Source organism: Citrobacter sp. TBCP-5362, from assembly GCF_005406305.1.
GTDB classification, from domain to species: Bacteria; Pseudomonadota; Gammaproteobacteria; order Enterobacterales; family Enterobacteriaceae; genus Citrobacter_B; species Citrobacter_B koseri.
On sequence record NZ_CP040234.1, the window covers coordinates 2,353,414 to 2,379,817 of the forward strand.

General features: G+C 52.4%; 26 protein-coding genes. 10 read left to right on the forward strand and 16 right to left on the reverse strand.

Annotation, left to right across the window (positions count from 1 at the left end; all coding sequences use genetic code 11):
* Nucleotides 1-18 precede the first annotated feature (18 nt).
* Nucleotides 19-732: a GNAT family N-acetyltransferase gene (locus FD428_RS11190; protein ID WP_012132412.1), complete on the forward strand. Its 714-nt coding sequence runs from the start codon at nt 19-21 to the stop codon at nt 730-732.
* A 35-nt stretch (nt 733-767) separates the two neighbouring features.
* Here the strand turns inward: FD428_RS11190 and FD428_RS11195 are convergent, their stop codons facing one another.
* Nucleotides 768-1,289, reverse strand: coding sequence for a GNAT family N-acetyltransferase (locus FD428_RS11195; RefSeq protein ID WP_114847910.1), 522 nt, complete (start codon nt 1,287-1,289; stop codon nt 768-770).
* Between the two features lie 323 nt (nt 1,290-1,612).
* On the opposite strand from FD428_RS11195, the gene FD428_RS11205 reads away from it, so the two are divergent.
* The gene (locus FD428_RS11205; RefSeq protein ID WP_114847911.1) at nt 1,613-1,939 is read left to right on the forward strand and encodes a GFA family protein; all 327 of its coding nucleotides are present in this window, start codon (nt 1,613-1,615) and stop codon (nt 1,937-1,939) included.
* 160 nt (nt 1,940-2,099) lie between these two features.
* On the opposite strand, the gene FD428_RS11210 is transcribed toward FD428_RS11205, so the two are convergent.
* The 5 genes from FD428_RS11210 to sad all read right to left on the reverse strand — a co-directional run bounded on the left by FD428_RS11210 (nt 2,100) and on the right by sad (nt 8,130).
* Nucleotides 2,100-3,551, reverse strand: coding sequence for a tagaturonate reductase (locus tag FD428_RS11210; RefSeq protein ID WP_114847912.1), 1,452 nt, complete (start codon nt 3,549-3,551; stop codon nt 2,100-2,102).
* Nucleotides 3,552-3,700: 149 nt separating this feature from the next.
* Complete coding sequence (locus FD428_RS11215) at nt 3,701-4,060, reverse strand: DUF4186 domain-containing protein (RefSeq protein ID WP_049010515.1); 360 nt, start codon at nt 4,058-4,060, stop codon at nt 3,701-3,703.
* Nucleotides 4,060-4,986 (reverse strand): glutaminase B, encoded by a 927-nt coding sequence (glsB, locus tag FD428_RS11220; protein ID WP_114847913.1) that lies wholly within the window; start codon nt 4,984-4,986, stop codon nt 4,060-4,062. The genes FD428_RS11215 and glsB overlap by 1 nt, the downstream gene beginning before the upstream one ends.
* 63 nt (nt 4,987-5,049) lie before the next feature.
* A complete protein-coding gene (locus FD428_RS11225) occupies nt 5,050-6,639 on the reverse strand; it encodes a methyl-accepting chemotaxis protein (RefSeq protein ID WP_114847914.1) in 1,590 nt (529 codons plus the stop codon).
* Between the two features lie 102 nt (nt 6,640-6,741).
* On the reverse strand, nt 6,742-8,130 hold the full coding sequence (gene sad, locus FD428_RS11230; RefSeq protein ID WP_071258314.1) for a succinate-semialdehyde dehydrogenase: 1,389 nt from the start codon (nt 8,128-8,130) through the stop codon (nt 6,742-6,744).
* A gap of 104 nt (nt 8,131-8,234) precedes the next feature.
* On the opposite strand from sad, the gene FD428_RS11235 reads away from it, so the two are divergent.
* From FD428_RS11235 to FD428_RS11245, 3 genes are all read left to right on the forward strand, one after another.
* Nucleotides 8,235-9,101 carry a LysR family transcriptional regulator gene (locus FD428_RS11235; RefSeq protein ID WP_047457132.1) on the forward strand — a complete coding sequence of 289 codons (867 nt, stop codon included), beginning with the start codon at nt 8,235-8,237 and terminating at the stop codon, nt 9,099-9,101.
* A gap of 81 nt (nt 9,102-9,182) precedes the next feature.
* The gene (locus FD428_RS11240) at nt 9,183-10,127 is read left to right on the forward strand and encodes an L-lactate dehydrogenase (RefSeq protein ID WP_024130338.1); all 945 of its coding nucleotides are present in this window, start codon (nt 9,183-9,185) and stop codon (nt 10,125-10,127) included.
* Nucleotides 10,128-10,291: 164 nt separating this feature from the next.
* The gene (locus FD428_RS11245) at nt 10,292-11,485 is read left to right on the forward strand and encodes a sugar transporter (protein WP_012132421.1); all 1,194 of its coding nucleotides are present in this window, start codon (nt 10,292-10,294) and stop codon (nt 11,483-11,485) included.
* A gap of 658 nt (nt 11,486-12,143) precedes the next feature.
* Here FD428_RS11245 and FD428_RS11250 read toward each other — a convergent pair.
* Nucleotides 12,144-12,809 carry a MarC family NAAT transporter gene (locus FD428_RS11250; protein ID WP_012132423.1) on the reverse strand — a complete coding sequence of 222 codons (666 nt, stop codon included), beginning with the start codon at nt 12,807-12,809 and terminating at the stop codon, nt 12,144-12,146.
* A gap of 250 nt (nt 12,810-13,059) precedes the next feature.
* Between FD428_RS11250 and marR the strand changes: the two genes are divergently transcribed.
* Genes marR through marB form a run of 3 tightly spaced genes read left to right on the forward strand, consistent with a single transcriptional unit; the run spans nt 13,060 to nt 14,145 of the window.
* On the forward strand, nt 13,060-13,494 hold the full coding sequence (gene marR / locus FD428_RS11255; protein WP_012132424.1) for a multiple antibiotic resistance transcriptional regulator MarR: 435 nt from the start codon (nt 13,060-13,062) through the stop codon (nt 13,492-13,494).
* An 18-nt stretch (nt 13,495-13,512) separates the two neighbouring features.
* Nucleotides 13,513-13,896, forward strand: coding sequence for an MDR efflux pump AcrAB transcriptional activator MarA (marA, locus tag FD428_RS11260; RefSeq protein ID WP_024130339.1), 384 nt, complete (start codon nt 13,513-13,515; stop codon nt 13,894-13,896).
* Nucleotides 13,897-13,926: 30 nt separating this feature from the next.
* Complete coding sequence (gene marB, locus FD428_RS11265; RefSeq protein WP_071258310.1) at nt 13,927-14,145, forward strand: multiple antibiotic resistance protein MarB; 219 nt, start codon at nt 13,927-13,929, stop codon at nt 14,143-14,145.
* Nucleotides 14,146-14,177: 32 nt separating this feature from the next.
* Here the strand turns inward: marB and eamA are convergent, their stop codons facing one another.
* On the reverse strand, nt 14,178-15,077 hold the full coding sequence (gene eamA, locus FD428_RS11270) for an O-acetylserine/cysteine exporter (protein WP_114847915.1): 900 nt from the start codon (nt 15,075-15,077) through the stop codon (nt 14,178-14,180).
* A 195-nt stretch (nt 15,078-15,272) separates the two neighbouring features.
* Here eamA and ydeE point away from each other — a divergent pair, with 195 nt between their 5' ends.
* Nucleotides 15,273-16,460 carry an efflux MFS transporter YdeE gene (ydeE, locus tag FD428_RS11275; RefSeq protein WP_114847916.1) on the forward strand — a complete coding sequence of 396 codons (1,188 nt, stop codon included), beginning with the start codon at nt 15,273-15,275 and terminating at the stop codon, nt 16,458-16,460.
* Nucleotides 16,461-16,506: 46 nt separating this feature from the next.
* On the opposite strand, the gene urtE is transcribed toward ydeE, so the two are convergent.
* The 6 genes from urtE to FD428_RS11305 all read right to left on the reverse strand — a co-directional run bounded on the left by urtE (nt 16,507) and on the right by FD428_RS11305 (nt 23,342).
* A complete protein-coding gene (gene urtE, locus FD428_RS11280; protein WP_012132431.1) occupies nt 16,507-17,205 on the reverse strand; it encodes an urea ABC transporter ATP-binding subunit UrtE in 699 nt (232 codons plus the stop codon).
* Between the two features lie 9 nt (nt 17,206-17,214).
* Nucleotides 17,215-18,012 carry an urea ABC transporter ATP-binding protein UrtD gene (gene urtD, locus FD428_RS11285; RefSeq protein ID WP_024130341.1) on the reverse strand — a complete coding sequence of 266 codons (798 nt, stop codon included), beginning with the start codon at nt 18,010-18,012 and terminating at the stop codon, nt 17,215-17,217.
* A complete protein-coding gene (gene urtC / locus FD428_RS11290; RefSeq protein WP_114847917.1) occupies nt 18,012-19,085 on the reverse strand; it encodes an urea ABC transporter permease subunit UrtC in 1,074 nt (357 codons plus the stop codon). The genes urtD and urtC overlap by 1 nt, the downstream gene beginning before the upstream one ends.
* Nucleotides 19,085-20,659 (reverse strand): urea ABC transporter permease subunit UrtB, encoded by a 1,575-nt coding sequence (gene urtB / locus FD428_RS11295; protein WP_114847918.1) that lies wholly within the window; start codon nt 20,657-20,659, stop codon nt 19,085-19,087. Before urtB ends, urtC begins: the two co-directional genes overlap by 1 nt.
* Before the next feature lie 44 nt (nt 20,660-20,703).
* Nucleotides 20,704-21,975, reverse strand: coding sequence for an urea ABC transporter substrate-binding protein (gene urtA, locus FD428_RS11300; protein ID WP_049009976.1), 1,272 nt, complete (start codon nt 21,973-21,975; stop codon nt 20,704-20,706).
* Nucleotides 21,976-22,238: 263 nt separating this feature from the next.
* Nucleotides 22,239-23,342 carry a cobalamin-independent methionine synthase II family protein gene (locus FD428_RS11305; protein ID WP_114847919.1) on the reverse strand — a complete coding sequence of 368 codons (1,104 nt, stop codon included), beginning with the start codon at nt 23,340-23,342 and terminating at the stop codon, nt 22,239-22,241.
* A gap of 329 nt (nt 23,343-23,671) precedes the next feature.
* On the opposite strand from FD428_RS11305, the gene mgtS reads away from it, so the two are divergent.
* Nucleotides 23,672-23,767, forward strand: coding sequence for a protein MgtS (gene mgtS / locus FD428_RS11310; RefSeq protein WP_000901367.1), 96 nt, complete (start codon nt 23,672-23,674; stop codon nt 23,765-23,767).
* 332 nt (nt 23,768-24,099) lie between these two features.
* On the opposite strand, the gene FD428_RS11315 is transcribed toward mgtS, so the two are convergent.
* Nucleotides 24,100-24,990, reverse strand: a complete 891-nt coding sequence (locus tag FD428_RS11315; protein ID WP_024130343.1) for a diguanylate cyclase — start codon at nt 24,988-24,990, stop codon at nt 24,100-24,102.
* Nucleotides 24,991-25,172: 182 nt separating this feature from the next.
* Entirely contained in the window at nt 25,173-26,351 is a 1,179-nt protein-coding gene (locus tag FD428_RS11320; protein WP_060815908.1) for a serine hydrolase, read from the reverse strand.
* Nucleotides 26,352-26,404: the final 53 nt, after the last annotated feature.

A 26,404-nucleotide genomic window follows, 5' to 3' on the forward strand; every position in this document is an offset into this window, starting at 1 on the left:
TATTTTAAGGAGAAGAGTATGAAAGAGCTTAATATCTTCGGTCAATATGTAGGCAGACATCTTGAGGGTAACCTTGATTTTATTTTACCTGACACGCGCCAGTTGTCAGGCCGTTACTGTCACTTACAACCCCTTGCGACTTACCACTGTGATGATCTTTATCAGGGCTGGCATAGCATAGAAGACCCACGGGACTGGACTTATCTTCCTGATGAACGCCCCGAGACAAGGCAAGCAACCTTTGACTATATCAAACGCATCATCAGTCAGGGCGGAATTTCATATTATGCCATAATAGAAAATAAATCTGCGAAAGCCCGAGGCACCCTCGCCCTTTTTAATATAGACAAGAATAATGGCGTTGCGGAAATAGGATATGTACATCTCACGCCAGCGATAAAACGCACCTTTTTAAGCACGGAAGCAATTTATCTTTTACTGATGTATGTTTTTGATGTCCTTAAATATCGTCGTTGTGAGTGGCAAACAGACACGCTTAATCATGCTGGAATGAATGCTGCTGAAAGAATTGGGTTTCGGAAAGAAGGTATCTTACGTGATAAGCAAATCATAAAATCAAGGAGCGTGGATATCGCAACATATTCAATTATTAGCGCCGAGTGGCCGAAGATATCCAGTGCGATATCTGTCTGGCTAAGAACGGAAAATCTCGACGAACGTGGACATCAGATTCACCCTTTACGGCACTATCTGGCGGAGCCTGAAGTGTAATCAGGAATACGGGGCCGTGACGACGGCCCATGCTTTTATTTATCCCATAAGCATTCAAGTTTTAAACACTCAGCGCCTTTGTATAAGCATTCATCATAAATACGGTAGCCCACATGCTCAGCAACACGAATGGACGGAATGTTATTCTTTGCGATAAGACAAATTGTCTTCGAGGGTGAAAACAAATGGACAAACCACTGATGCGCAGCGACGGCGGCTTCCTTTGCTACGCCAGCCCCCTGAGCTGAACGTGAAATAACCCATGATGCCTCGACACAGTTCTCAAAGTTTTCATCAATGCCACGATGAAAATTAGCCAGCCCTGTTTCGCCTAAAAACGTGCCGTCAGACTTTTGAAAAATAGAAAATATACCGTAACCAAAAACAGACCAATGCCCGATGTTTCTCAACAGGCGGTTCCATGCCTCTTCTGGCGTAAAGCCTGGGGCATTAACCAGATGAAATATTTTAGGGTCTGAATACATCGGATACCATACATCATAATCTGTGATGACTTGAGGGCGCAAAATGAATCTTTCCGTGACGATAGCAGACATTATTTTCCACTCATTATGCTTACGTTACTTCTATTGTAACTGAGTTATCCACTCATTCCGTCCAAAACTTTCTGTGGATAACGCGTTGGCGTTAATCCCGTGTGTTGACGGAAAAACGCAACAAATGCGCTGTCGCTGGCAAATTCCAATAGACAGATAGACACGGTTTTCCAGCCATTGAGATATCTGTTTAGCCTCCGTTGTAACACAGATCCCGCTTTGTCATTATGATCCTGCGTCTGTTCTCCTTTCTGCCATTCATCACTGGTTGAGTGTGGGATCATCTGATAGTGTCGGGAAATGAATGTTTAACGGAAATGACGATGAGCAAAGTCTATACTGGCGGCTGTCTGTGCGGTTTTATCCGTTTTTCGGCGGTAGCGCCGAAAAATCCACATACCTGTTCCTGCTCGATTTGCCAAAAACATACAGGTGCATATTTGGTCAGTTGGATCGAATTCGATGCTCAGGATGTGACGTGGACAGGACAAGGAGACAAGCCTGCGGTCTGGCGCTCTTCGGGTATCTCCAGTCGGGCATTTTGTTCTCACTGCGGAAGTTCAGTAGGCGCAATTGATGATGCGCCTACCGTTGCGTTGTTAACTGGTGTATTTGACGAGCCTCAGGATGAAGATCTTCATGCGCATTAAGCGCATCGCCCTCACCCTGTCTGCCTGTTTCGCCAGTCCTCCCTTTTCTGCCTGACGGGTAAACGCACGGAAGTTTCAGACAGCGATTAACTTTCCCCTCAAAAGTATGTTGTAACTAAATAACATGAAAACAAAACCCGGCCGCAGCCGGGTCAGATGATTAGCACAGCGGTTTTACCGCTTCACGCATCCCTTTCGTCAGGATTGCATCCAGGTCGGTCGTGACCTGTTCGACCAGACCTGCAACGTGTGTCAGATCCTGCTCCCAATGCGCGTCCACGGCCAGCACGGTATGAACCAAATCCTGTGTGCTGATAAGACCGTCGCTATGTTGATGCCACAACTGTTGATAGCGCTCAATCCAGTGCGCATCATCCTGGAGCGGATACGTCTCGCCGCGACGTTCACCACGATAAAATGCGATCAGCGCCGCAAGCGCAAACGTCAGGCGCGCCGGTAAAACGCCGCTGACCTGCTGCCCTGCCAGTAGCTGCGGTAAAATACGGGTGCGAAATTTAGTCATGCCATTTAACGCAATCGACAACAACTGGTGTTTAATATACGGATTCTGGAAACGCCCCGTCACCGCACTGGCGAACGACATTAGCTCGTCGCGAGGTAAGTCCAGCACCGGAATAATCTCTTCATAGATGGCTTTTTCAACAAAGGCGCAAATGTCGCGGTCATTCATGGCTTCACCAACGGTATCCAGCCCGGCCTGGAACGCAACGGGCACCAGCGCCGTATGCGCACCATTCAGGATCGCGACCTTACGCTCTTTGTACGGCTTGATGTCATCAACAATCAGCACGTTGAGCGGATACTTATCAAGACGCAGCTCAGACGCTACCTTTTTTGGCCCCTGAATCACAAACAGATAAAAATGTTCCGCAGTATCGAGAAAAGCATCGTGATAGCCAAGTTCCGCTTCAAGTTGCGTCACTTCATCACGCGGATATCCGGTCACAATCCGGTCAACCAGCGTGGAACAAAAGGTGTTCGCCTGATCCAGCCACTGCACAAACGCAGCGGACAAGCTCCACTCCTGAGCGTAACGCAGTACCAGCTCGCGCAACGCCTCGCCATTGTAATCAATCAGTTCACAAGGAATGATAATCCAGCCTTTATCAAGCGCGCCGTCAAAACAGGTATAACGTTCAAACAGCAGCCGCGTCAGCTTCGCGGGGTAGCTGACCGCGGGCGTGTCATCAAATGCGTCACCGGCATGGTAGCTAATACCGGCTTCTGTGGTATTAGAGAAAACAAAACGCATGTCCGGGTTATGCGCCAGTTTCAGGAATTCATCGTAATCCTCATAGACGCTGATTTCACGGTTAACAGAACGGATCAAACGCGCGTCGCTAACCGCCTCGCCCTTTTCATTCAAACCACGAATAATCGTGGTATAGAGCCCGTCCTGGGTACTCAATGACGGCGGAAACGTGCTTTCGATAGGGCGAACAATGACCACTCCGGCGTTCAAATCGGTATGTTCGTTCAGCAGATCAACTTGCCAGTCAACAAAGGCGCGCAGGAAGTTTCCTTCACCAAACTGAATGATGCGCTCAGGATAGCAGGCACCGGGAAAATCGCGACGGTTTAGAGTTTTCACAATGGGTTCCCTTCTTAATTAGTCATACAACCTGTTTGAATTGGTAGAACAGGTTAGCAAACTTTATGATATTGAAACCCTGTTTTGATCAAGTAGTCACGATTAATCAAAACTGTTTTATGCTTTAACATCTCTCACGACGCGGAGATTTACGGCTGATTCATCTGGATAACCAGCCAGTGGTGAATGACGGCAACAACATACTGCTGCTGTTCTTCACTCAGCGATTCTCCCTGGGGAATGTTGTGCCATTTCGCCAGACAACCACGGCAGCAGGTCGCCGTCGCGTGTTGGGCAATAAATACGGGGTGGCCGCGCATCGGCGTTTGTTTACCATCGTTGCGCGGAAAAGCCGGGGCCAGCCGCTTAGCAATAAACTCGGCGGCATGTTGATCAATAACCTGCGCGCCTTTATCCCAGCAATACTGCCTTTCTTTTGCGCCAAGACGAAACCGCGCGCGAAATGGCGAGCGTGACAGGCGAGAAAAAAGTGGATCAAGCGCGTTCATCAGTAAACCGAACGACCTAATTGTTGGGTGAGTTGTTCAAGTACCGCAATACCCGCCAGGGAGTTGCCCGCCGGGTCCAGTTCAGGGCTCCATACCGCAATCGCCATTTCGTGCGGGACAATCGCCACAATCCCGCCGCCAACGCCTGACTTGGCAGGTAATCCTACTCGCCAGGCAAATTCGCCTGCGTTCTGGTACATTCCACTGGTCGCCATCAGCGCGTTGATTTGTCGGGCCTGCATCGGCGTGACAACCGGTTCATCAAGGTGAAACGCCTGCCCCTGTCTGGCCAGAAAAACAAATGTACGCGCCAGTTCTGCACAGCTCATTTTCAACGCGCAGTAGTGAAAGTAATTTTGCAAAACGGTAGTGACATCATGCTGGAAATTACCAAATGACTTCATCAGCCAGGCAATAGCGGCATTGCGTGCGGAGTGCTCAAATTCAGAACGGGCAACTGTGATGTCATACGCAATATCCGACACGCCACTAAGCGCCCGGACCACTTCCAGCATACGCTGGCGTGGCGCACTCAGTCGCCCTTGCAGCATATCGCAAACCACCAGCGCGCCGGCATTAATGAAGGGGTTACGCGGTATCCCTTGCTCCAGTTCCAGTTGCACCAAGGAATTGAATGGCGACCCGGAGGGATCTTTTCCGACACGTTGCCAGATTTCCTCTTCCGGGTAGTGACGCATCGCCACCACCAGACTCAGCACCTTTGATATGGATTGTATTGAGAAGCGCTCCTGCGCATCACCAGCCTGATAGTATTGCCCGTCAACGGTGCAAATGGCGATCCCCAGTTTTGACCCATCGACAGAGGCCAGCGCAGGGATGTAATCAGCCACTTTCCCCTGTCCAATCAACGGGCGCACCTGCTGAAGGATGGTCTCTAAAATTGAATTGTCCATGGCCCTGGCCACAATGTGCTCCTTGCTCGCAGGTCTGAAAAGGCCTGCGAGTATAACAGAGCTGAATGTGCGGCGTCAGGCAGAAAGACGAAATCGCGCCACCGCGTTCAGAAGCTGATGAGATTCATGATGCAGTTGCAGCGATGACTCCGATGCAGTATTCACCAGGCTGCTGGTCTCTTGCGCCGCACGGTTAAGCGCCTGTAGCTGCCCCGTCATCTGGTGGATGCTGTCCCCCTGGCTTAACGTGGCGCCAGAGATGTCATTCAACAGTATGCCCAGATTGTCTACTAACGAAATCACCTGCTGTAAATTTTCTTCCAGCCGATTAACCGCATGTGAACCCTCCTCGATTCCCTGCAAGGAGTGGTGGATAAGTTCCTGTATGTTCTGCGTGGACTGACTGCTTTTACGGGCCAGCAGCCCCACTTCTTTTGCCACCACGGCAAATCCGCGACCTTGTTCTCCGGCATGGGCCGCTTCGATAGCCGCGTTCAGCGCCAGGATATTGGTCTGGAACGCGACGCTGTCAATCAGAGAGATGATCCCGCGCATTTCTGACGATCGTTCAACAATCGCCTGCATCGAACGGTTAACGGTTTCCATCATACGATCGCCGCCAGCCGCTACCTGACGCGCCTCGGCTGCACGTTGATTAGCCAGTCTGGCAAAGCCGCTATTGTCCTCGACATGCGTTTCCAGAAACGAGATATGCGAGGTGACACTACTTAACTCTTCGCTCTGTTTCGCCGATTGCTGATAAAGCTGTTTGTTGCTCTGCGCAAGCTGATCGATGTTGCCGACCATTGCGGTGGTGGCATCGCTCACCTGCTGCACCAACTGCCTCAGCCCCTGTTGCATCGCATCAATGCGTGAGCTGAGTTGCGCGACCTCGCGGTTAAACCCGCTCACCTTCGGCATTGGTTCGGACAGATCGCCTGCGGCCAGAATATTAATATGGGCGATCAGGCGGCGCAGCGGAGAAATAACCCAGCGAGACATGCCGCTCCAGACCAGCAGGGCAATCACCACCAGCACAAACGGGATGAACAAAAAGAGGTGCTGCAACCCTTCCAGGCTGGCAATCAGCTGCTGCCTGCCACCCTCTGTCTGACGCCCACTCTCTTGCTGAAAGCGAGCATAGTTTTCATTGAAATCTGTCTGAAACGCCTGAACAGGAACAGCAAAGAACGCGTCGATGGCGTTAGTCTGGCTCAGGCCGTCCGCCTGTTCCTGAATACCGCTATAAAAATGCTGATAACTCTCAATCAGGCCGTCGTCTTTATGAGGGGCCATTGCAAGCCAGGCATCCCAGGCCGTTTTTGACTGCACCAGCGCCTGCTGAGCTTCATCCATCAACGGGCGCCAGCTGCCTTCTGATCCCGTTGCGGCATCCTGCATAAAGTAAACGCCCGCCCGGTTCAGCAGATCGCTTGCGGACAACAGCGCTACCCTCGCCTCATCCACCTTCGTTTGTTGCAGCAGTGCCTGCTGGTTACGTTGTTCGTTACGCTGAGCGTCTCGCACGGAAAACGACAGCATCAGGGATGACGCAACCTGCAAAATAGAAAACAGCGCGATAATGCAAAATATTCCCGTTAACAGACCAAACTGGCGGGGAGTGAAACGACGAATTAAGCCTCGAAAAATTTGCGTTAAGTTCATGATATTCTTCTGTATCAATGCGTTATGCGCGAGTGTACGGAGAGAAAATGACAGAACTATTGCAGTAATGTGACATGGCGCCTCAAGAAGACGCCGGAATGATCACAGACGGTTTTTCCAGACAGTTTGTACGTTGCAAAACTCATGCAGGCCAAAATGGGAGAGCTCGCGACCAAAGCCGCTTTTCTTCACGCCGCCAAATGCCACACGCGGATCGCTGGCGCTGTATCCATTGATAAATACCCCGCCGCATTCCAGGCGCGATGCCATCTCCTGAGCCAGTGCATCACGCGCAGTGAACAGCGTCGCCGACAACCCAAAGTCGCTGTCATTAGCCAGATGCAAGGCATGTTCGGCGTTCTTCGCCACGGTAATCGCCGCCACGGGCCCAAACAACTCCTGACGAAACGCCGTCATCTCAGGCGTCACATCGCCCAGCACCGTCACGGCATAATAGTTGCCTTCCCCGGCGAGCTTTTCACCGCCCAGTAATAAACGCGCGCCTTCTGCTATTGATGCCTCCACTTGCTGATGCAGCTCATCCCGTAGATCAAAACGCGCCATAGGGCCGAGATCGTTCTCTTCCGCCAGCGGATCGCCCATTTTCAGTGCGCTGGCGGCGGCAACAAACCGTTCAGTAAATTCCCCGGCAATCCCCTCTTCAACAATAAAGCGCTTCGCCGCCGCGCATACCTGCCCGGTATTTTGATAGCGACCGGCGACAGCGGCTTTAACAGCCAGATCCAGATCGGCATCGTTAAGAACGATAAACGGATCGGAACCGCCCAGTTCAAGCACGCATTTTTTCAGCGCAGCCCCGGCCTGCGCGCCAATCGCGGCCCCGGCACGCACGCTGCCCGTTACCGTCACGGCGGCAATACGGGGATCGTTAATCATCTGGCTAACGCCGTCGTTACTGGCATTCACCCAACCATAAACGCCCGCCGGAATACCGGCATCGGCGAAGATCTGCGCAATACGTTCAGCACAACCGATCACATTCGGCGCATGTTTTAGTAAATAGCCGTTACCCGCCAGCAGGATGGGAATCGCCCCGCGTAATACCTGCCAGAGCGGAAAGTTCCACGGCATGACCGCCAGTATTGTCCCCAGCGGACGATATGCAATCACCGCCTGCTGATTTTCCACCAGCGTCGGTTCCGGGTTAAGCATCGCGGGGCCATGTTCTGCATACCAGTCACAGAGCGCCGCAGATTTCGCCACCTCGGCGCGCGCCTGCCGGATCGGTTTTCCCATCTCACGGGAAATACTGTGCGCCATCTCTTCTGTACGGTTACGCAGCGCTTGCCCGATATCGCGAAGTTTCTGCGCCCGGTATGCCACCGTCGTGCGTTTCCATTCCTCAAATCCACGGGCAGCCAGAGTGAGTGCATTTTCAATATCATCAGCGCTGGCCCACGGCATCATCGCCAGCGTTTCACCGGTTGTCGGGTCCACGGAAATCGCATGTGTAGCAGGTGTCATCGTCATCGGTTTGTCTCTCTACGTTGCGGGATATGCCTGCATAATGGGCGCATTTACTCTTTCTGAAAAATGAATAATATTAAGCACTGCGTTCACAAAAAGAGAAAACTATGGATCTGACTCAACTGGAAATGTTCAATGCCGTGGCCGAAACCGGCAGTATTACGCAGGCGGCGGCGAAGGTGCATCGCGTCCCGTCGAACCTCACTACGCGAATCCGCCAGCTTGAGGCCGATCTTGGCGTGGATCTGTTTATTCGTGAAAGTCAGCGGCTGCGCCTTTCGCCCGCCGGACATAACTTTCTGCGCTACAGCCAGCAGATCCTGGCGCTGGTTGATGAAGCGCGAATGGTGGTCGCCGGTGATGAACCTCAGGGACTGTTTTCACTCGGCGCGCTGGAAAGCACCGCTGCGGTACGCATCCCGGCCACGCTTGCCGGGTACAATCAGCGTTACCCCAAAATCCAGTTCGCCCTCTCTACCGGGCCTTCCGGGACAATGCTCGAAGGCGTTCTGGAAGGCAGACTTAACGCAGCGTTTGTTGATGGCCCGATTACTCATCCGGGTCTTGAAGGTATGCCGGTATACCGTGAAGAGATGATGATTGTCGCCCCTCATGGGCATTCCCCCGTACGGCGGGCAAAAGACGTGAATGGCAGCAATATCTACGCCTTTCGCGCAAACTGCTCTTATCGCCGTCACTTTGAAAGCTGGTTTCATGCCGATCGCGCGATGCCCGGCACCATTCATGAAATGGAGTCGTACCACGGCATGCTGGCGTGCGTTATCGCCGGAGCGGGCATCGCGCTGATCCCTCGTACCATGCTGGAAAGTATGCCCGGGCATCATCAGGTTGAAGCCTGGCCGTTGAGCGAAGAGTGGCGATGGCTGGACACCTGGCTTGTGTGGCGTCGCGGGGCAATGACCCGTCAACTGGACGCGTTTATCGCCCTGCTGAATCCGTCCTCGCAGCCATAGCATTATCCTATGGGTTTGGGGCTACGCCTGCCGGGAGAAGCGTTTTATACTGCGCAAGACGAAAACGGATATGGAACAGTCATGAACACCAAAGCGCGTAAAGTGATGATCATTGGGGCAGGTAATGTTGGCGCATCAGCAGCTTACGCTCTGCTCAATCAGAATATTTGTGAAGAACTGATTCTGGTCGATTTGAACAGAGATCGTTCGGAAGGCCATGCTTTGGATCTCGCCGATGCAGCGGCCTACATGCCGGGGATGATGACCATTTCCACCCGGGAGGCGCATGAATGCGCCGATGTCGATATCGCCGTGATTACCGTTTCCGGCGGCGCATTAAAACCAGGGCAAACACGGCTTGATGAGCTGAACAACACTGCGCGGATCGTCCAAAAGATCGTGCCGGAAATGATGGATGGCGGCTTTAACGGCATCTTTCTTATTGCCACCAATCCTTGCGATATCATTACCTGGCAGGTATGGACGCTATCAGGCCTGCCGCGCAGCCAGGTAATCGGCACCGGCGTCTGGCTGGACACCACCCGTTTACGGCGCGCGCTGGCGCAGGAACTGGATATCGGCGCGCAAAGCATCGATGCCTTTATTCTGGGAGAGCATGGCGATACGCAATTCCCGGTCTGGTCCCACTCCTCCGTCTACGGTTCTCCGATTGCGGATGTTTATCAACGCCGTACGGGTAAAATCCTGGACGTCGAGGCGATGGCGGAAAAAGTGCGCAAACATGGGTTTGAAATCTATAACCGCAAGGGCTGCACTGAATATGGTATTGCCGGAACCATTGCGGAAATTTGCCGGAACGTCTTCACCGGAAGCCATCGGGCGCTGGCCATCTCCTGCGTACTGGAGGGGGAATACGGCGTTGACGGCGTCGCCATCGGCGTACCGGCGGTGCTGACTCAAAGCGGTGTTCAACAAATTATCGAATTACAGTTAGCCGATGATGAGCTGGCGAAATTCAGATACTCCGCCGAAGTCATCAAAGCGAATATCGCAAAACTCCCCTGAATACGGTGTCCGGGATGATTTCCATACCCGGACGCTATTTCGTTTGTTTCATCAATCGGCTCATCAACGATAATGAGACATACATCACAAAATGATTGTATTTTCGCCAGCAAACGTTTTAAGATCGTGACCTCGCCTTTTCGCAACTAACCCGATTTACTCTTATGACAACAAACACTGTTTCCCGCAAGGTCGCGTGGCTACGGGTAGTTACGCTTGCTATTGCCGCTTTTATTTTCAATACCACAGAGTTTGTCCCTGTTGGCTTACTGTCGGACATCGCCCGGAGCTTTGCTATGCCGACCGCGCAGGTCGGGATTATGCTGACGATCTATGCCTGGGTTGTGGCGCTGATGTCGTTGCCCTTTATGTTGCTGACCAGTCAGGTTGAGCGGCGTAAACTGCTAATCTGCCTGTTTGTTCTCTTCATTGCCAGCCATGTGCTCTCCTTCCTGGCATGGAATTTTACCGTGCTGGTAATCAGCCGCATCGGGATCGCATTTGCACACGCCGTCTTCTGGTCTATTACCGCTTCGCTGGCCATTCGCCTTGCGCCGCCAGGCAAACGTGCGCAGGCACTGAGTCTGATCGCCACCGGAACCGCGCTGGCGATGGTGTTGGGGCTGCCTATCGGGCGTATCGTTGGTCAATACTTCGGCTGGCGAACAACGTTCTTCGCCATTGGTATAGGGGCGTTAATCACGCTGGTATGCCTGATCAAACTGCTGCCGAAATTGCCCAGCGAACATTCTGGGTCACTAAAAAGCCTGCCGCTGCTGTTCCGTCGCCCGGCGCTAATGAGTATTTATTTACTGACGGTCGTGGTGGTCACCGCACACTATACGGCATACAGCTATATTGAACCGTTTGTACAAACGGTGGCGGGTCTGAGCGCAAACTTTGCCACGGTATTACTGCTGATCCTCGGCGGCGCCGGGATTATCGGCAGCGTGGTATTCGGCAAACTGGGTAATCAGTACGCCTCGCCGCTTATCAGCATTGCCATTATGCTGCTGGTGATTTGCCTGATGCTCCTGCTGCCCGCAGCAGACAGCGAAAGCCATCTTGCCGTGCTGAGTATTTTCTGGGGCATCGCCATTATGGTGATAGGCCTGGGGATGCAGGTGAAAGTCCTGGCACTGGCGCCGGACGCCACCGATGTGGCAATGGCGCTGTTCTCAGGCATTTTTAATATTGGCATTGGCGCTGGCGCATTGGTGGGGAATCAGGTGAGTTTACACTGGTCGATGTCCACTATTGGCTACGTTGGCGCAGTGCCAGCCCTGGCGGCGCTGGTATGGTCGATCATTATCTTTCGCCGCTGGCCTGTTTCGCTGGAAGAGCAGCCGCAGCATTGAAGTAAAACCCCAATAAAATGACTTTTTTATAAAGGGCCAGAGCAGGTAAGTTCTGGCCCTTTACTCGTTTCTTATCAATGTTACTTAATGAACGATAAGATCAGTTGCAATGATGCAACGATGAACTCAAGAACCACAATAATCGTGCTTAAGATATTCACCACGCTTTCTTCCTCTTAAAGAGGAATGCGATTACTCCGGCTTAGCCTCTCCTTGCCCGTCCACCGAAGATCAAGTGTGTTAAGTTTGGTTTATCGCATTCCTGGCCCAGGCGCTCGCAGGTACCACCCCGTAAGCCAGGACTTAGAAACTTTTTTTGCACAGGAGCAAAAGCCAGTAAAACGATAATCAACACACCTGCGCAGTATAACCTTCCCCGAAAAACGCATCAACACAATGATTTTTATACATTAATTCACAGGGTGTATATAAAAACATAAATAATTCAGCACCGAATATAAGACGGCTTAGCGATGTAATCATTAACGGTTAGATTTGTATGATGGCCTGATGTGGCGTAAGATAATGCGCGTGTTAAGTTTGGTTTATCGCACTTTTTATAAGTGCTGAAGCCTTTCCTGAATTAATGACTGGCTTCAAAAATAAAAACCACCGCTACCAACGGTGGTTTTTATTTTTTCAGGGCAACACATGTCACTTAATGGTAAGTCTTAATAATTTCCAGCACGCCGTTAATGATAAACTGCACGCCCATACAGACCAGTAAGAAGCCCATCAGCCGGGAAATAGCTTCAATTCCCCCCTTGCCGACCAGACGCATAATCGCCCCTGAGCTGCGCAGAGAACCCCACAGAATCACTGACACCGCCAGAAAAATAAGCGGTGGCGCCACCAGAATAACCCAGCCGGGAAAATCGACGCCGTGACGTACGGTAGAGGCCGAACTGATGATCATCGCGATCGTCCCCGGCCCTGCGGTGCTCGGCATCGCCAGCGGAACAAAAGCGATATTGGCAGAAGGCTCATCCTCCAGCTCTTCTGACTTGCTTTTCGCCTCCGGCGATTCGTGCGCCTTCTGCTGCGGGAACAACATCCGAAAGCCGATAAAGGCGACAATCAGCCCACCCGCAATGCGCAAACCGGGGATGGAAATTCCAAAGGTGTTCATCACCAGTTGACCGGCGTAATACGCAACCATCATGATGGCGAACACATACACGGAGGCCATCAGCGACTGACGGTTACGCTCCGCGCTGTTCATATTACCGGCCAGGCCTAAAAACAACGCCACCGTGGTTAGCGGGTTCGCCAAAGGCAGCAGGACAACCAGCCCAAGCCCTATCGCTTTAAACAAATCCATCATAATGCCATCTCTTCCCCATCAAGCTCGTTGTAAGCGGCAAGTATAAAGGGAAAACGCGGCGTTTCGCCATTAAGCATTCATTATGTCGAATAAGCATAACCAGTAATTATTATTAATAAATTACCCCGTGATGCAGCCCCTGCACTGACGCGTTTTAGCAAATCGTGGCATCCCCTTATTCATTCGATTGACTTATATTTGCCTGGGCAATAGTATCTGCCGTGACTAACTACTTGCCGGGGCAACCATTGTGAAAAGCACCAGTGACCTATTCAACGAAATCATCCCGCTGGGTCGCTTGATCTACATGGTCAATCAGAAAAAAGATCGTCTGTTGAACGACTATCTGTCGCCGCTGGATATCACCGCATCGCAGTTTAAGGTGCTCTGTTCTATCCGTTGCGCGGTATGCATTACCCCGGTCGAGCTGAAGAAAGTGCTGTCTGTCGATCTCGGCGCATTGACGCGCATGCTTGATCGGCTGGTCTGTAAAGGCTGGATCGAAAGACTGCCAAATCCACATGACAAACGCGGCGTGCTGGTGAAACTCACCGAACACGGCGCGGCAATTTGTGAACAATGTCATCAGTTAGTAGGACAAGACCTGCACCAGGAACTAACAAAAAACTTAACGGCGGATGAAGTGGCAACACTTGAGCTTTTGCTTAAGAAAATCCTGCCGTAAACAGAAAGAGGTATGACGATGTCCAGACGCAATACTGACGCTATTACCATTCATAGCATTTTGGACTGGATCGAAGATAACCTGGAATCGCCGCTCTCACTGGAAAAAGTGTCAGAGCGTTCAGGTTACTCCAAATGGCACCTGCAACGGATGTTTAAAAAAGAGACCGGTCACTCATTAGGCCAGTACATCCGCAGTCGCAAAATGACTGAAATAGCCCAGAAATTAAAAGAAAGTAACGAACCGATCCTGTACCTGGCGGAACGTTATGGCTTTGAGTCACAGCAGACGCTGACCCGGACATTTAAAAACTATTTCGACGTTCCACCGCATAAGTACCGTATTACCAATATGCATGGCGAATCCCGGTATTTGCATCCACTCAACCATTGTAATTGCTAATCGCCTGTTAATGACGTAATCGAGGAAATCATGAAATCTCTGTCTTCCGCAATGCTGGCTGTGCTGCTTGTCGTCTCTGGCCAAAGCATTGCGGAGCAAACCGCACAACCTGGAACACAAAATAATCGCGATGCGATGGTCATGCCGTCTGCGCATGACCAGTCGCCATTCGATTTCAATCATATGGGTGCGGGAAGCGATAAATCCGACGAATTAGGCGTACCGTATTACAACGGACACAGCCTGTAATTCGTTTTTGCCCCGCCACTGCGGGGCTTTTTTTATCCCCTTACCTGCGCCGCTTTGCGCAGCCGAAAACCAAACACGTTGATGTACAAACCCGCCATAATCAGCACCGCGCCAAGAAACTGTAACCCGGTAAGCGTCTCATTGAGCAACACGGCCGCGCTGGCCAACCCCACGACCGGCACCAGCAAAGACAGCGGAGCCACGCGCCAGGTTTCATAGCGTCCGAGCAACGTTCCCCAGATCCCGTAACCGACAATCGTGGCGACAAACGCCAGATACACCAGCGATAAAATCGTCGTCATATCAATCGCGATCAGGCTCTGAACCATCTGCGCAGAACCGTCCAGAATCAAAGAGGCCAGAAAGAAGGGAATAATCGGGATCAGCGCACTCCAGACCACCAGCGACATCACCGCCGGGCGAGTGGCATGTTGCATGATCTTCTTATTGAAAATATTCCCGCACGCCCAGCAGAACGCCGCCGCCAGCGTTAACATAAACCCGAGCATCGCAATATGTTGCCCATTGAGGCTGGCTTCTATCAGCAGCAGAACGCCAAACACCGCCAGCGCGATACCGGCCACCTGTTTGCCCTGCAAGCGCTCGCCGAACGCAAACGCGCCCAGTACGATGGTAAAAAACGCCTGCGCCTGTAGCACCAGTGACGCCAGCCCGGTAGGCATTCCGAATTTAATCGCACAAAAGAGAAACGCGAATTGACCAAAACTGATGGTCAGGCCGTAGCCGAGTAACAGCGACAGCGGGATTTTCGGGCGCGCAACGAAGAAGATGGCCGGAAACGCGACCAGCAAAAAACGTAATCCCGCCAGCATCAGCGGCGGCATATTGTGCAGCCCGACTTTGATGACGACAAAGTTAAGCCCCCACACCACCACGACCAGTAACGCCAATAACCCGTCTTTACGCGACATACCACGGCCCCTGCAAATATTAAATTTTTGTAAACAAGTTAAGTTAACGGAAATCATCGCCCCGGAACAGATCATTAATTCAGGTAGGGCGGGACGAGCACTTTCGAACAACATCCCGGGTATACATCACACTTTTGCCGTGCTATTGCTTTAAATCACCAATAAATATAATGAAACGCATTGTCGGGCAGGAAAATGAACACAACGCTGAGACGCTCCACCCTCGCTTTACTCGCCTCATCACTGTTATTGACCATTGGGCGCGGCGCCACGCTTCCGTTCATGACGATCTATCTTAACCGCCAGTACGATCTGAGCGTCGATCTGATCGGCTATGCCATGACGGTAGCGTTAACCATCGGCGTGATTTTCAGCCTGGGTTTCGGCATCCTCGCGGATAAGTTCGATAAAAAGCGCTATATGCTTCTGGCAATTTCGGCGTTCTTGCTGGGCTTTATCGCCATCCCCCAGGTACACAGCGTCACGCTGGTGGTGCTGCTTTTCGCCCTGATAAACTGCGCCTACTCCGTCTTTGCCACCGTGTTGAAAGCCTGGTTTGCCGACAATCTTTCCGCCACAACCAGGAGCAAAATATTTTCCCTCAACTATACCGTGCTCAATATTGGCTGGACCGTCGGGCCGCCGCTTGGCACCCTGCTGGTCATGCAAAGCATCAACCTGCCGTTCTGGCTTGCGGCCATTTGCTCTGCTTTCCCGCTGGTGTTTATCCAGACCTGGGTGAAGCGCGCAGAGACGCCCGTTGAAGGAACAACGGCGTCAGTCTGGTCGCCATCGGTGCTGTTACGCGATAAAGCCCTGCTCTGGTTTACCCTCTCGGCCTTCCTGGCGTCATTTGTCAGCGGCGCGTTCGCCTCATGTATTTCCCAGTATGTCATGGTCGTCGCGAACGGTAATTTTGCCGAAAAAGTGGTGGCTGTCGTACTCCCCGTCAACGCGGCGATTGTCGTCAGTCTGCAATATGCCGTAGGTCGTCGGTTAACGACCGCAAATATCAGACCCTCGATGGCGGCCGGCACAATCTGTTTTGTGGCTGGGCTGGTTGGTTTTATGATTTCAGGAAACAGCCTGCTGCTCTGGGGGCTCTCCGCCGCCGTATTTACCATTGGCGAGGTTATTTATGCCCCGGGCGAATATATGCTGATCGATAACATTGCTCCGGCGGGGATGAAAGCAAGCTACTTCTCAGCGCAGTCGCTTGGCTGGCTCGGCGCGGCGGTCAACCCGCTGGTCAGCGGCGTGATCCTCACCACCTTGCCCCCCTGGTCCCTGTTTGCGGTGCTGATCGTTGCGATTATTCTTGCCTGGGCGCTAATGCTAAAAGGGATGCGGGCCAGACCCTGGGGGCAGCCCGCAATGTGCTGACGGCACGCCAGACTGTGCCGGATAACGTCCGGTGCAGTCCCGGAACTCAGATCGCGACCAGCCCGCGGACGCCCTCCGCTTCCATATTCTCGCCCCTGCCGCTCTGAATAATGCTTCCCCGCGACATCAATAAGTAGTGATCCGCCAGTTGGGCAGCAAAATCATAGAACTGCTCCACCAGCAAAATCGCCATATCCCCCTGACGCGCCAGATGTGAAATCACCTGCCCAATCTCTTTGATCACTGACGGCTGTATCCCTTCGGTCGGTTCATCCAGAATTAACAGCTGAGGACGGCAGGCCAGCGCCCGGCCAATTGCCAGCTGCTGCTGTTGCCCCCCAGAAAGATCGCCCCCTCGCCGGTGCTTCATCTCTTTAAGCACCGGGAAAAGCGCGTAAATATCATCCGGCACCTGTTTTGCATCGCGGGCGGAAAAACGCGACAGCCCCAACAGCAGGTTTTCCTCTACCGTCAGGCGAGGAAAAATCTCCCGCCCTTGCGGCACATAGGCGACACCAGCCCGCACGCGCTGATGCGGTTTACGCTGGGTGATGTTCTTCCCCTGCCAGATCACATTGCCGGTGCGTGCCGGGATTAACCCCATCAGACACTTCAGTAAGGTGGTTTTTCCCACGCCGTTACGCCCAAGCAAACAGGTTACTTCGCCAATGCGGGCCTCAAAACTTACCCCGCGCAGGATATGACTGCCGCCGTAATATTGATTCAGTTCATTCACCTGTAACATCCGTCCTCCCTATCGCCCGAGGTAAACTTCAATAACCTGTTCATTGGCCTGGACGTCGCGCAGGCTCCCTTCCGCCAGCACGCGCCCCTGATGCAAAACGGTAACATGGTCGGCAATGGTTTCGACAAACCCCATGTCATGCTCCACCACCATCAGCGAGTGTTTCCCCGCCAGAGTGCGAAACAGCTCGGCGGTATACTCCGTTTCCGCGTCCGTCATCCCCGCCGCAGGTTCATCCAGTAGCAGCAGATGCGGCTCCTGTACCAGCAGCATACCGATTTCCAGAAACTGCTTTTGTCCGTGCGAAAGCAGCCCGGCGCGACGCCCACGCTCCGCGCCCAGGCGCAATAGCCCGAGCATCTCGTCAATGCGATCCCGCTGCTCGCCCGAGAGGCGCGCTCTTAACGTGGCCCAGACGGATTTATCCTCTTTCATCGCCAGTTCCAGATTCTCCTCCACCGTCAGGGCCTCAAACACGGTCGGTTTCTGAAATTTACGCCCAATGCCCTGGCGGGCAATCGCGATAGGATCGAGCGAAGTTAAGTCCGTGGACTGATCGTAAATCGCGCGTCCGCTTTGCGGCCGGGTTTTACCGGTAATCACATCCATTAAGGTGGTTTTTCCGGCGCCATTAGGGCCAATAACGCAGCGCAATTCCCCTACGCCAATGTTCAGGGTTAAATCCGTCAGCGCCTGGAAGCCGTCAAAATTGACATTGATCCCTTCCAGTTGCAGAACCGGGTCTGTTTGATCGCGAAAACGATCCCCCGGCAACTGGCGGGTAAAAAGTCCGTCATCCGGTTGCATCATTTTTCTCCTTTGCGAAACAGACCAATGACGCCGCGCGGTAAAAACAGCGTAACGCCAATAAAGATCAGGCCGAGAAACAGCTGCCAGTACTCCGGCATAATCACCGTAAACAGACTTTTAGCGCCGTTCACCAGCACAGCGCCAAACACCGGGCCAATTAAGGTACCGCGACCGCCCAGCGCGACCCAGATAGCCGCTTCAATAGAGTTGGTCGGCGACATTTCGCTGGGGTTAATGATGCCGACCTGAGGAACGTACAGAGCGCCCGCCAGACCGCACAGAACAGCGGAGAGCGTCCATACCAGCAGTTTGAAGCCACGCGGATCGTACCCACAAAACATCAGGCGATTTTCCGCATCGCGCACGGCGGTCAGAACGCGGCCAAACTTACTGCGCGCAAGGAGATATCCCAGCCACAGCGCCAGCACCAGTAATATGACGGTCGCGAGAAACAGCGCTACGCGCGTGGAGGTCGCCGCAACAGGGAAGCCCAGCAACGTGGTAAACCCCGTAAACCCGTTATTGCCGCCAAACCCGGTTTCGTTACGGAAAAACAGCAGCATGCCTGCGAACGTCAGCGCCTGGGTCATAATGGAAAAATAGACGCCTTTGATTTTTGAGCGAAAGGCAAAATAGCCGAACACCAGCGCCAGCAGTCCCGGAACCAGCACGACCAGCAGCATTGCCCAGGCGAAGTGCTGCGTTCCCCACCAGAACCACGGTAATTCACTCCAGGAGAGGAAAGACATAAACGCGGGAAGTCCGTCGCCAGAGGCCTGACGCATCAGATACATTCCCATCGCATACCCGCCCAGCGCGAAGAAAATACCGTGCCCCAGCGACAGCATCCCGGCATACCCCCACACCAGATCCAGCGCCACAGCGACAATGGCGTAACAGAGGATCTTCCCGGCCAGCGTTAACACCCAGACCGGGACAGCCAGCGGGTGTTCCGCAGGCAGCAGCGCCAGAAAAGGCAGAATCAGCAGCGCCGCCAGCAGGCAGAGGCCAAAAACCTGGACAGTACGCGGCGCTCTACGCGCCAGTGTTAATGTCATTGGCATGGTCATTAATCAATAACCCTCCCTTTCAGCGCAAACAATCCCTGAGGCCGTTTCTGGATAAACAGAACGATCGCAATCAGAATGACGATTTTGCCCAGCACCGCGCCCATTTGCGGTTCCAGAATCTTATTGAAGATACCCAACCCAAATGCGGCGGCCACGCTTCCCGCCAGTTGTCCGACGCCACCGAGCACCACCACTAAAAATGAATCAATAATATATCCCTGCCCCAGTTCCGGCCCGACGTTGCCCAGTTGTGACAAGGCCACGCCGCCCAATCCGGCGATCCCCGACCCGAGGCCAAACGCCAGCATGTCCACGCGCCCCGTCGGCACGCCGCAACACGCCGCCATACTGCGGTTCTGCGTTACCGCGCGAACGCGCATCCCGAGGCGGGTTTTATTCAGCAATAGCCAGGTGAAAAACAGCACCAGCATGGCGAACCCCAGCACCACGATACGGTTCCAGGGCAACGTCAGGTTGGCATAGACCTGCACCCCGCCAGAAAGCCACGCAGGGTTGGCAACCTCCAGGTTTTGCGCGCCAAAGGTCATGCGTACCAGTTGGATCAGCATCAGGCTAATCCCCCAGGTCGCCAGCAGCGTTTCGAGAGGACGACCATAAAGATGGCGAATAATGCCGCGCTCCAGCGCCATTCCAGTTCCGGCGGCGATCAGGAAAGCAACCGGCAACGCCACAACGGGATAAAACGCCAGCCACTGTGGCATGAACTGCCCCATAAACTGCTGAACCATCCATGTGCTGTACGCGCCAAGCATCAGCATTTCACCGTGCGCCATATTGATTACGCCCAGTAATCCATAGGTGATCGCCAGCCCCAGGGCCGCCAGCAACAGAATCGATCCCAGCGACAGCCCCATAAACGCCTGCCCCAGGAGATCGCCAATCACCATCCGCTGCGCGATTGCGTTCAGACTTTCTGTCGCGGCCTCGCGAACACGCGCATCCGGTTCATGTTCAGCATCCGTAAAGGGTTGCAGGCGTGATTGCGTTTCCGGGTCGCCCGACTGCCCCAGTAAGACAATCGCCTGACGCCGGACGTCAGCGGAAGGATTCACCAGTTGCAGGTTAGCCAGCGCAATCTCCAGACGTGATGTCACTTCGCTTTCCGTTTCCTGCGCCAGCCGCTGCTGTAAAAGCGGTAGCATCGCGGGCGTAGCCTCCCGCTGTAACAGGCTGGCGGCAGCGGCTCTTTCCGTGACATTGTCACTTAATAGTTGATGCGTGGCTAACGCCCCGCTGACCAGGTTTCGCAGACGGTTAGTCAGACGAACCTTTTTCAGTTCGCCATCGGGCGCGGCGACAGCGCCAAGCGGCAGAACCTGCGTACCCTGCCGAATGAAAGCGTGTTTTGCGCTATCAGTCAGCACATTCTCACGCGCTAATGCGTTCAACAAAGGCAAACGCTGCGCCTCAGGCGTGATGGCCCATTGTTCTAATAACGTCGCCTGTTGCGCCCGGCTGGCGCCAACAAACACATCGGCATCGGTTGCCTGCACGATCCACGGCACCAGCCACGTCATTAGCAACGCACCCCGAATAAAGCGCATGGCTTTCATGAAAGTGTTCTCCAGAATGTGCCCTCCCTCAGGAGGGCAAAAGATCAGTTGCTGGCGGTTTTAACAGGCTGGTCTGATTTTTTATCGTTACCGGCTATAAACGGGCTCCAGGGCTGGGCGCGAACCGGTTCGTCGGTTTGCCATACCACATTGAACTGGCCGTTATCTTCAATTTCGCCAATCATGACGGGTTTATGCAGATGGTGGTTGGTGGCGTCCATCGTCAGAGTAAAGCCAGACGGCGCAGCGAAGGATTGCCCCGCCATCGCCTCGCGGACTTTATCGACGTCGGTCGTACCGGCTTTTTCTACTGCCTGCGCCCACATATGCAGGCCCACATAGGTCGCTTCCATCGGATCGTTGGTCACGACGGTGTCGGCATTCGGCAGCTTATGCGCTTTGGCGTATGCCCGGTAATCCGCAACGAATTTCTGGTTAGTGGGGTTGTCGACAGATTCAAAATAGTTCCACGCCGCCAGGTTGCCCACCAGCGGTCTGGTATCGATACCGCGCAACTCCTCTTCACCGACCGAGAATGCCACGACCGGCACGTCTGTCGCTTTTATCCCCTGATTCGCCAGCTCTTTGTAGAACGGAACATTTGAGTCGCCGTTAATGGTAGAGACCACCGCCGTTTTGCCGCCCGCAGAGAATTTTTTGATATTGGCGACGATAGTCTGGTAATCGCTGTGTCCGAACGGGGTATACACCTCTTCAATATCTTTATCCTCGACGCCTTTGGCATGCAGCCAGGCGCGAAGGATCTTATTGGTGGTACGAGGATAGACATAATCGGTTCCCAGCAGGAAAAAGCGTTTCGCGCTGCCGCCGTCTTCACTCATCAGATATTCAACAGCCGGAATAGCCTGCTGATTTGGCGCTGCGCCGGTATAGAAAACATTCGGTGATAACTCTTCCCCTTCGTATTGCACAGGGTAAAACAGCAGCCCGTTTAACTCTTCAAATACCGGCAACACCGATTTACGCGATACCGACGTCCAGCAGCCAAACACGACCGCGACTTTATCCTGGCTCAGCAGCTGACGCGATTTCTCTGCAAACAACGGCCAGTTTGAGGCCGGGTCAACCACCACCGGTTCCAGCTTTTTGCCCAGCACGCCGCCTTTAGCATTGATCTCATCAATCGTCATCAACGCCATATCTTTAAGTGGGGTTTCCGAAATGGCCATCGTGCCGGATAGCGAATGCATGATGCCGACCTTAATCGTATCGGCCGCCTGAACGCTAAAGCTCAGCCCCATCGCAACCACCGAGGCGGACAGTGCAAAGGCTTTTAATAATGTACGACGCTGCATAGTTTCACTCCTGAAATTAAGCTTGCTGGAAGTCCCGGTGCAACCGGACGGGCAAATGGTGCAAATTAAGGATGTTCAGAAGTGATAAGGCAAAATCGGTGCCAGATTTTTAAATGTCTATAAATATCAATTTATTAACCGGCAACAGGGCTGAAACAAGAAAATCGGAAACCACAAGGCGGGAAATACAACGAGGAAAATGATCCAGAATGAAACAGCGTTGCATTACGAATGTGCAACGCTGTGTAACAAAGAGAGGAAACTTACCAGACCTGACTGGCGATTTCGGTGATGAGGCGTACTTTGCCCCATTGCTGGGCTTCCGTCAGCGTATTCCCCTCTTCCGTGGAGGCAAATCCGCACTGTGGGCTAAGGCAGATCTGCTCTTTTGCGACATAGCGCTCTGCCTCCTGCAAGCGGGCTTTCACCCCTTCCGGGTTTTCCAGCTCGCCGTTTTTCGTGGTCACCAGTCCCAGAACCACCTGCTGACGTCCGGGTCGAACAAAGCGCAGCGGCGCGAAATCACCGGAGCGATCGTTATCATATTCCAGGAAAAACGCATCAACGTTCACCGTGCCGAACAACACTTCCGCCACCGGTTCATAGCCCCCTTCAGAGATCCACGTCGAACGGAAATTTCCCCTGCAAACATGCAGCCCGACCGTCAGATCGGCTGGTTTATCCTCCAGCGCACGGTTAATCACGCGGGCATAAATCTGCGCCAGCTCGTCAGGATCGTCACCCCGCTCACGAATCTGCTGACGTTGCTGGTCGGAGCACAAGTAAGCCCAGACGGTGTCATCCAATTGCAGATAACGACAGCCTGCTTCATAAAAAGCATGAATCGCATCGCGCCAGGTGGTAGCTAAATCATCGAAATAAGCGTCCAGATGCGGATAAACGGTAGCATCGATATCTTTGCGCCCGCCACGGAAATGCAGCACGCTGGGGGATGGAATGGTCATTTTGGGCTCGGCTGCGCCGCTAATGCTTTTCAGATAGCGGAAGTCTTCCAGCATAGGGTGATCGCCAAATCCCAGTTTTCCGGTAACGCGCACGCCGTGCGCTTTTGTCTGCACGCCATTAAACTGGATCCCCTTCTCAGCGTCATAGCGTTCAACGCCTTGCAGTCCATCGAAGAAATCAAAATGCCACCAGGCGCGGCGAAACTCGCCATCCGTGACGACATGCAGCCCGCAGGCACACTGCTGCTCCACAACGGTGCGGATAGCGTCATCTTCTACCGCGCGCAATTGTTGCGCCGTTATCTCGCCGCATGCGAATTGCAAACGAGCTTGTTTGATCGCGTCCGGGCGTAAAAAACTGCCGACGATGTCTGCGCGAAACGGGGCCTGTTGTTTTTGCATGTGATCTCCTCATTCACCCGGCGTTAGTTGCCTGACGTGATAATTTATTATTTGAAGTTTAGACTTCTGGATGGCTATGCGTCTAAAAATGACATGCAACCTGCTCACTGACAACCGAGAAAAATTCATCACCCTTGAAATAAATTCACATTGCCTCATCGTTTTGTGATGCTTTTTCATAGTCTGAAATCCCATACCGGAAAAATCCTGACGTTAACGTTGAAATAATCACCTAATTCAGCATTTGTTTAGATTTAATCTGCTACTATGGGTGCTCATGAGGTGAATTAAGGTAAGAGAGGAAACACACAAATAAAAGGAGGCATTATATGCTGGGTAATATGAACGTTTTCATGGCCGTTCTGGGAATTATTTTATTTTCTGGTTTTCTGGCCGCGTATTTCAGTCATAAATGGGATGATTAATGAACGGAGATAGCTCCTCACCGACAAGGCCCCTTGTAGCGTAACTGCACAAGGGGCCATTTTTTTACCCGCCCGGCAGACAGACAAAAAAAACCGCCGGATAAACCAGCGGTGAATGCTTGCATGGATAGATTTGTGTTTTTACCTTATGCGTTATCAGGCAATTCCCTGCGCAGATAACGGATCGTTTACCATCCTGACACAGACAATATCAATGAAGGTTAAACAACATAGAACTAAACCAGCAAAACCGGCGTTTCGCGCTTCCATCCCTTTGCACACTTATGTCAGTGAATAACCGGTTATGTAAAGAGCGTGCCGTTCGGCTCATGCTACACACGCGTGATTTGCTGATCTTTGTCCATAAACATGCAGCGATTCCTTCCGGTTTGTTTACCCCGGTACATTGCCCTGTCTGCGCGTCCGATGACGACATCCAGCGGTTCTCCCTGCTGCGCCTGGGTAATGCCCGCAGTTACCGTTATCGAAAGTTCTCCATCAGGGTAGTTAATCGGATTATCCGCCACTAGCTGGCAGATACGTAACCCTGCCCGACAGGCCTGTTCATCCGTTTTTGTACGGATGATAATCACAAACTCCTCCCCGCCATAGCGGTAAGGCGTTTCATCGTAGCGCGTCCAGACGGATAAATTCGACGCCAGGGTGCGCAGCACGCTATCACCGACCAGATGACCATAGTTGTCATTGACCAATTTAAAGCGGTCAATATCAAAAAGCAGCAAATATAAATTAAGCGGTTGTGCATCAATAAGCTGACGATCGAAAGATTCATCAAGGACTCTGCGCCCGGGTAATCCGGTTAATATATCCATATTACTGCGAATATTGAGCAGATATATTTTGTAGTCCATCACCGCCGAGGTAAATGCTAATAACGCTTCCTGAAAACGGTCAAAATGGTGATCTTCCGAACGTTTTTCCGCGATCGCCCGCAGTAATTCCCGACCTCGTGTGTGCATGTGTTCATGAGCAATAATAATCTTGATAACAAAGCCCTTTTCTTCAGGTTCGTGTACCGGATGATTATTTAGCCATTGGCTGAACTGACACAGACAGTGAGAATTGATATCGAAAATATCGGGTTGATTGACATCGCCAGACACTGTGCAACGAAACATTTTCACCAGCCACTGATAGTGGGCATCAATAGACTGGTTCAGATCTAACAAGATGGTATCGATTTCTATCGTTTTTTTAATCATTGCCACTCCTTGGGCATACATCCTTGATGTACCGTAGTCTAGCGGTACAAAAGCAAATTTATGTCAATTTATTAATAGAAGGCCGAACCAGGAAATGGAGAATCTATAACGCTATGATTTTAAAGTGGTAATAAAGGAAAAAAGTGAATAATCCTGGAATATTTGCAATGCACTTAACATCTTTAATCGCCCTTCCCCTGCTGCGCCAGGCGAGTCAGGATCGTCTGACCGATATAATTACTCCAGTTGAAACTATTTTGCAAAACCACTACCGCGTTGCGATTTCTTTTATCAAACCCAATATAGCTGGAATACCCACCAATATATCCGACCTGATAGGTGATCTTTTGCGCAGAAAACTCATCACTCACCCACGCAATATTCGCTGCTTCTTTCTGTCGATAATAATAAGTCTGTGTGGCTTCAGCAAAAGCCCGATCGATGGCCGAAACGGTTGTGGATGTAAAATGCGCGCGGGCATAATTAGCCAGATCGCGGGCGCTACTGTATAAACTGGCCGCCCCCATCATATTTTTGTTAAAAACCCAGTCTGGCGTCAGATGACCACGGGTAATGAGCTTAGGCTGATCGCCAGCATGGCCCAGCGCTCTTCGCGGGTATGCCTTCAATAAGGTGGGCGTATAACTGCTGTTTGTCATCGCCAGCGGTTCAAATATCATGCGTTGCGCCAGCGCCTGGATCGGCTCTCCCGTTCTGCGCTGCAAAATATACCCCAGGATGGCGTAGCCGATGTTGGAATACTGCGGAACGCGCGCGTCCGGCGCAGTAAAATCACTGAGATAACCCAGCACGGCGTCGCTGTCCAGCTGCGTATAAAAGTTCTCGCCGTTACTGAAATAGCGCATTAAGTTTTCCAGCGTCAGCAAATCCATAGGCTGCCGGGGTAAACCGGAAGTGTGAGTCACCAACTGGAGGAGCGTAATATTTTTAGCGTCAGGGCTTAAAGGCGTATTCTGTGGAAGCAACGTTTCCAGTGTATCCGTCCAGTTAAACACCCCTTCATCCACCAGCATCGTCGTCACTTCTGCCGTCACGCCTTTACTCAGCGAGCCTAAAGCGAACAGCGTATCTGGCGTGATGGGATAACGATTTTTATCATCGGTTATCCCGTAACTGTGAAATTCTGCCGGGCCATTATTCTGAATAACAGCAACAACGACGCCAGTCACCTCTTTTTCCCGCATATATTGCCGAATCATCGGATCAATACCGCGTCCGTAGTATCCCACCACAACTTGCGCGCTTTTTTGCGCAGGCATATCCAGCTGTGAAAGCGTGCTGTTGCCACACCCGATGAGCGCAAATAAGGATACGCAGAGCATCTGGTGTTTAATTTTCATTGTTCGCATCAGTTCTGATTCACAGACACAACAGGTTTTTTCTCAAACAAAGA

Excerpts from the sequence above, each read along its gene's own strand:
- FD428_RS11225 (WP_114847914.1), bottom strand. The coding sequence starts at position 6,639 with ATGAACTTAACGCAAATTTTTCGAGGCTTAATTCGTCGTTTCACTCCC.
- FD428_RS11190 (WP_012132412.1), top strand. The coding sequence starts at position 19 with ATGAAAGAGCTTAATATCTTCGGTCAATATGTAGGCAGACATCTTGAG.
- FD428_RS11305 (WP_114847919.1), bottom strand. The coding sequence starts at position 23,342 with ATGCAAAAACAACAGGCCCCGTTTCGCGCAGACATCGTCGGCAGTTTT.
- FD428_RS11240 (WP_024130338.1), top strand. The coding sequence starts at position 9,183 with ATGAACACCAAAGCGCGTAAAGTGATGATCATTGGGGCAGGTAATGTT.
- marB (WP_071258310.1), top strand. The coding sequence starts at position 13,927 with ATGAAATCTCTGTCTTCCGCAATGCTGGCTGTGCTGCTTGTCGTCTCT.
- FD428_RS11195 (WP_114847910.1), bottom strand. The coding sequence starts at position 1,289 with ATGTCTGCTATCGTCACGGAAAGATTCATTTTGCGCCCTCAAGTCATC.
- FD428_RS11205 (WP_114847911.1), top strand. The coding sequence starts at position 1,613 with ATGAGCAAAGTCTATACTGGCGGCTGTCTGTGCGGTTTTATCCGTTTT.
- FD428_RS11250 (WP_012132423.1), bottom strand. The coding sequence starts at position 12,809 with ATGATGGATTTGTTTAAAGCGATAGGGCTTGGGCTGGTTGTCCTGCTG.
- FD428_RS11235 (WP_047457132.1), top strand. The coding sequence starts at position 8,235 with ATGGATCTGACTCAACTGGAAATGTTCAATGCCGTGGCCGAAACCGGC.
- marA (WP_024130339.1), top strand. The coding sequence starts at position 13,513 with ATGTCCAGACGCAATACTGACGCTATTACCATTCATAGCATTTTGGAC.
- sad (WP_071258314.1), bottom strand. The coding sequence starts at position 8,130 with ATGACGATGACACCTGCTACACATGCGATTTCCGTGGACCCGACAACC.
- FD428_RS11215 (WP_049010515.1), bottom strand. The coding sequence starts at position 4,060 with ATGAACGCGCTTGATCCACTTTTTTCTCGCCTGTCACGCTCGCCATTT.
- FD428_RS11315 (WP_024130343.1), bottom strand. The coding sequence starts at position 24,990 with ATGATTAAAAAAACGATAGAAATCGATACCATCTTGTTAGATCTGAAC.
- urtA (WP_049009976.1), bottom strand. The coding sequence starts at position 21,975 with ATGCAGCGTCGTACATTATTAAAAGCCTTTGCACTGTCCGCCTCGGTG.
- urtD (WP_024130341.1), bottom strand. The coding sequence starts at position 18,012 with ATGCAACCGGATGACGGACTTTTTACCCGCCAGTTGCCGGGGGATCGT.
- ydeE (WP_114847916.1), top strand. The coding sequence starts at position 15,273 with ATGAACACAACGCTGAGACGCTCCACCCTCGCTTTACTCGCCTCATCA.
- urtC (WP_114847917.1), bottom strand. The coding sequence starts at position 19,085 with ATGACCATGCCAATGACATTAACACTGGCGCGTAGAGCGCCGCGTACT.
- urtB (WP_114847918.1), bottom strand. The coding sequence starts at position 20,659 with ATGAAAGCCATGCGCTTTATTCGGGGTGCGTTGCTAATGACGTGGCTG.
- FD428_RS11245 (WP_012132421.1), top strand. The coding sequence starts at position 10,292 with ATGACAACAAACACTGTTTCCCGCAAGGTCGCGTGGCTACGGGTAGTT.
- mgtS (WP_000901367.1), top strand. The coding sequence starts at position 23,672 with ATGCTGGGTAATATGAACGTTTTCATGGCCGTTCTGGGAATTATTTTA.
- FD428_RS11320 (WP_060815908.1), bottom strand. The coding sequence starts at position 26,351 with ATGAAAATTAAACACCAGATGCTCTGCGTATCCTTATTTGCGCTCATC.
- eamA (WP_114847915.1), bottom strand. The coding sequence starts at position 15,077 with ATGTCGCGTAAAGACGGGTTATTGGCGTTACTGGTCGTGGTGGTGTGG.
- urtE (WP_012132431.1), bottom strand. The coding sequence starts at position 17,205 with ATGTTACAGGTGAATGAACTGAATCAATATTACGGCGGCAGTCATATC.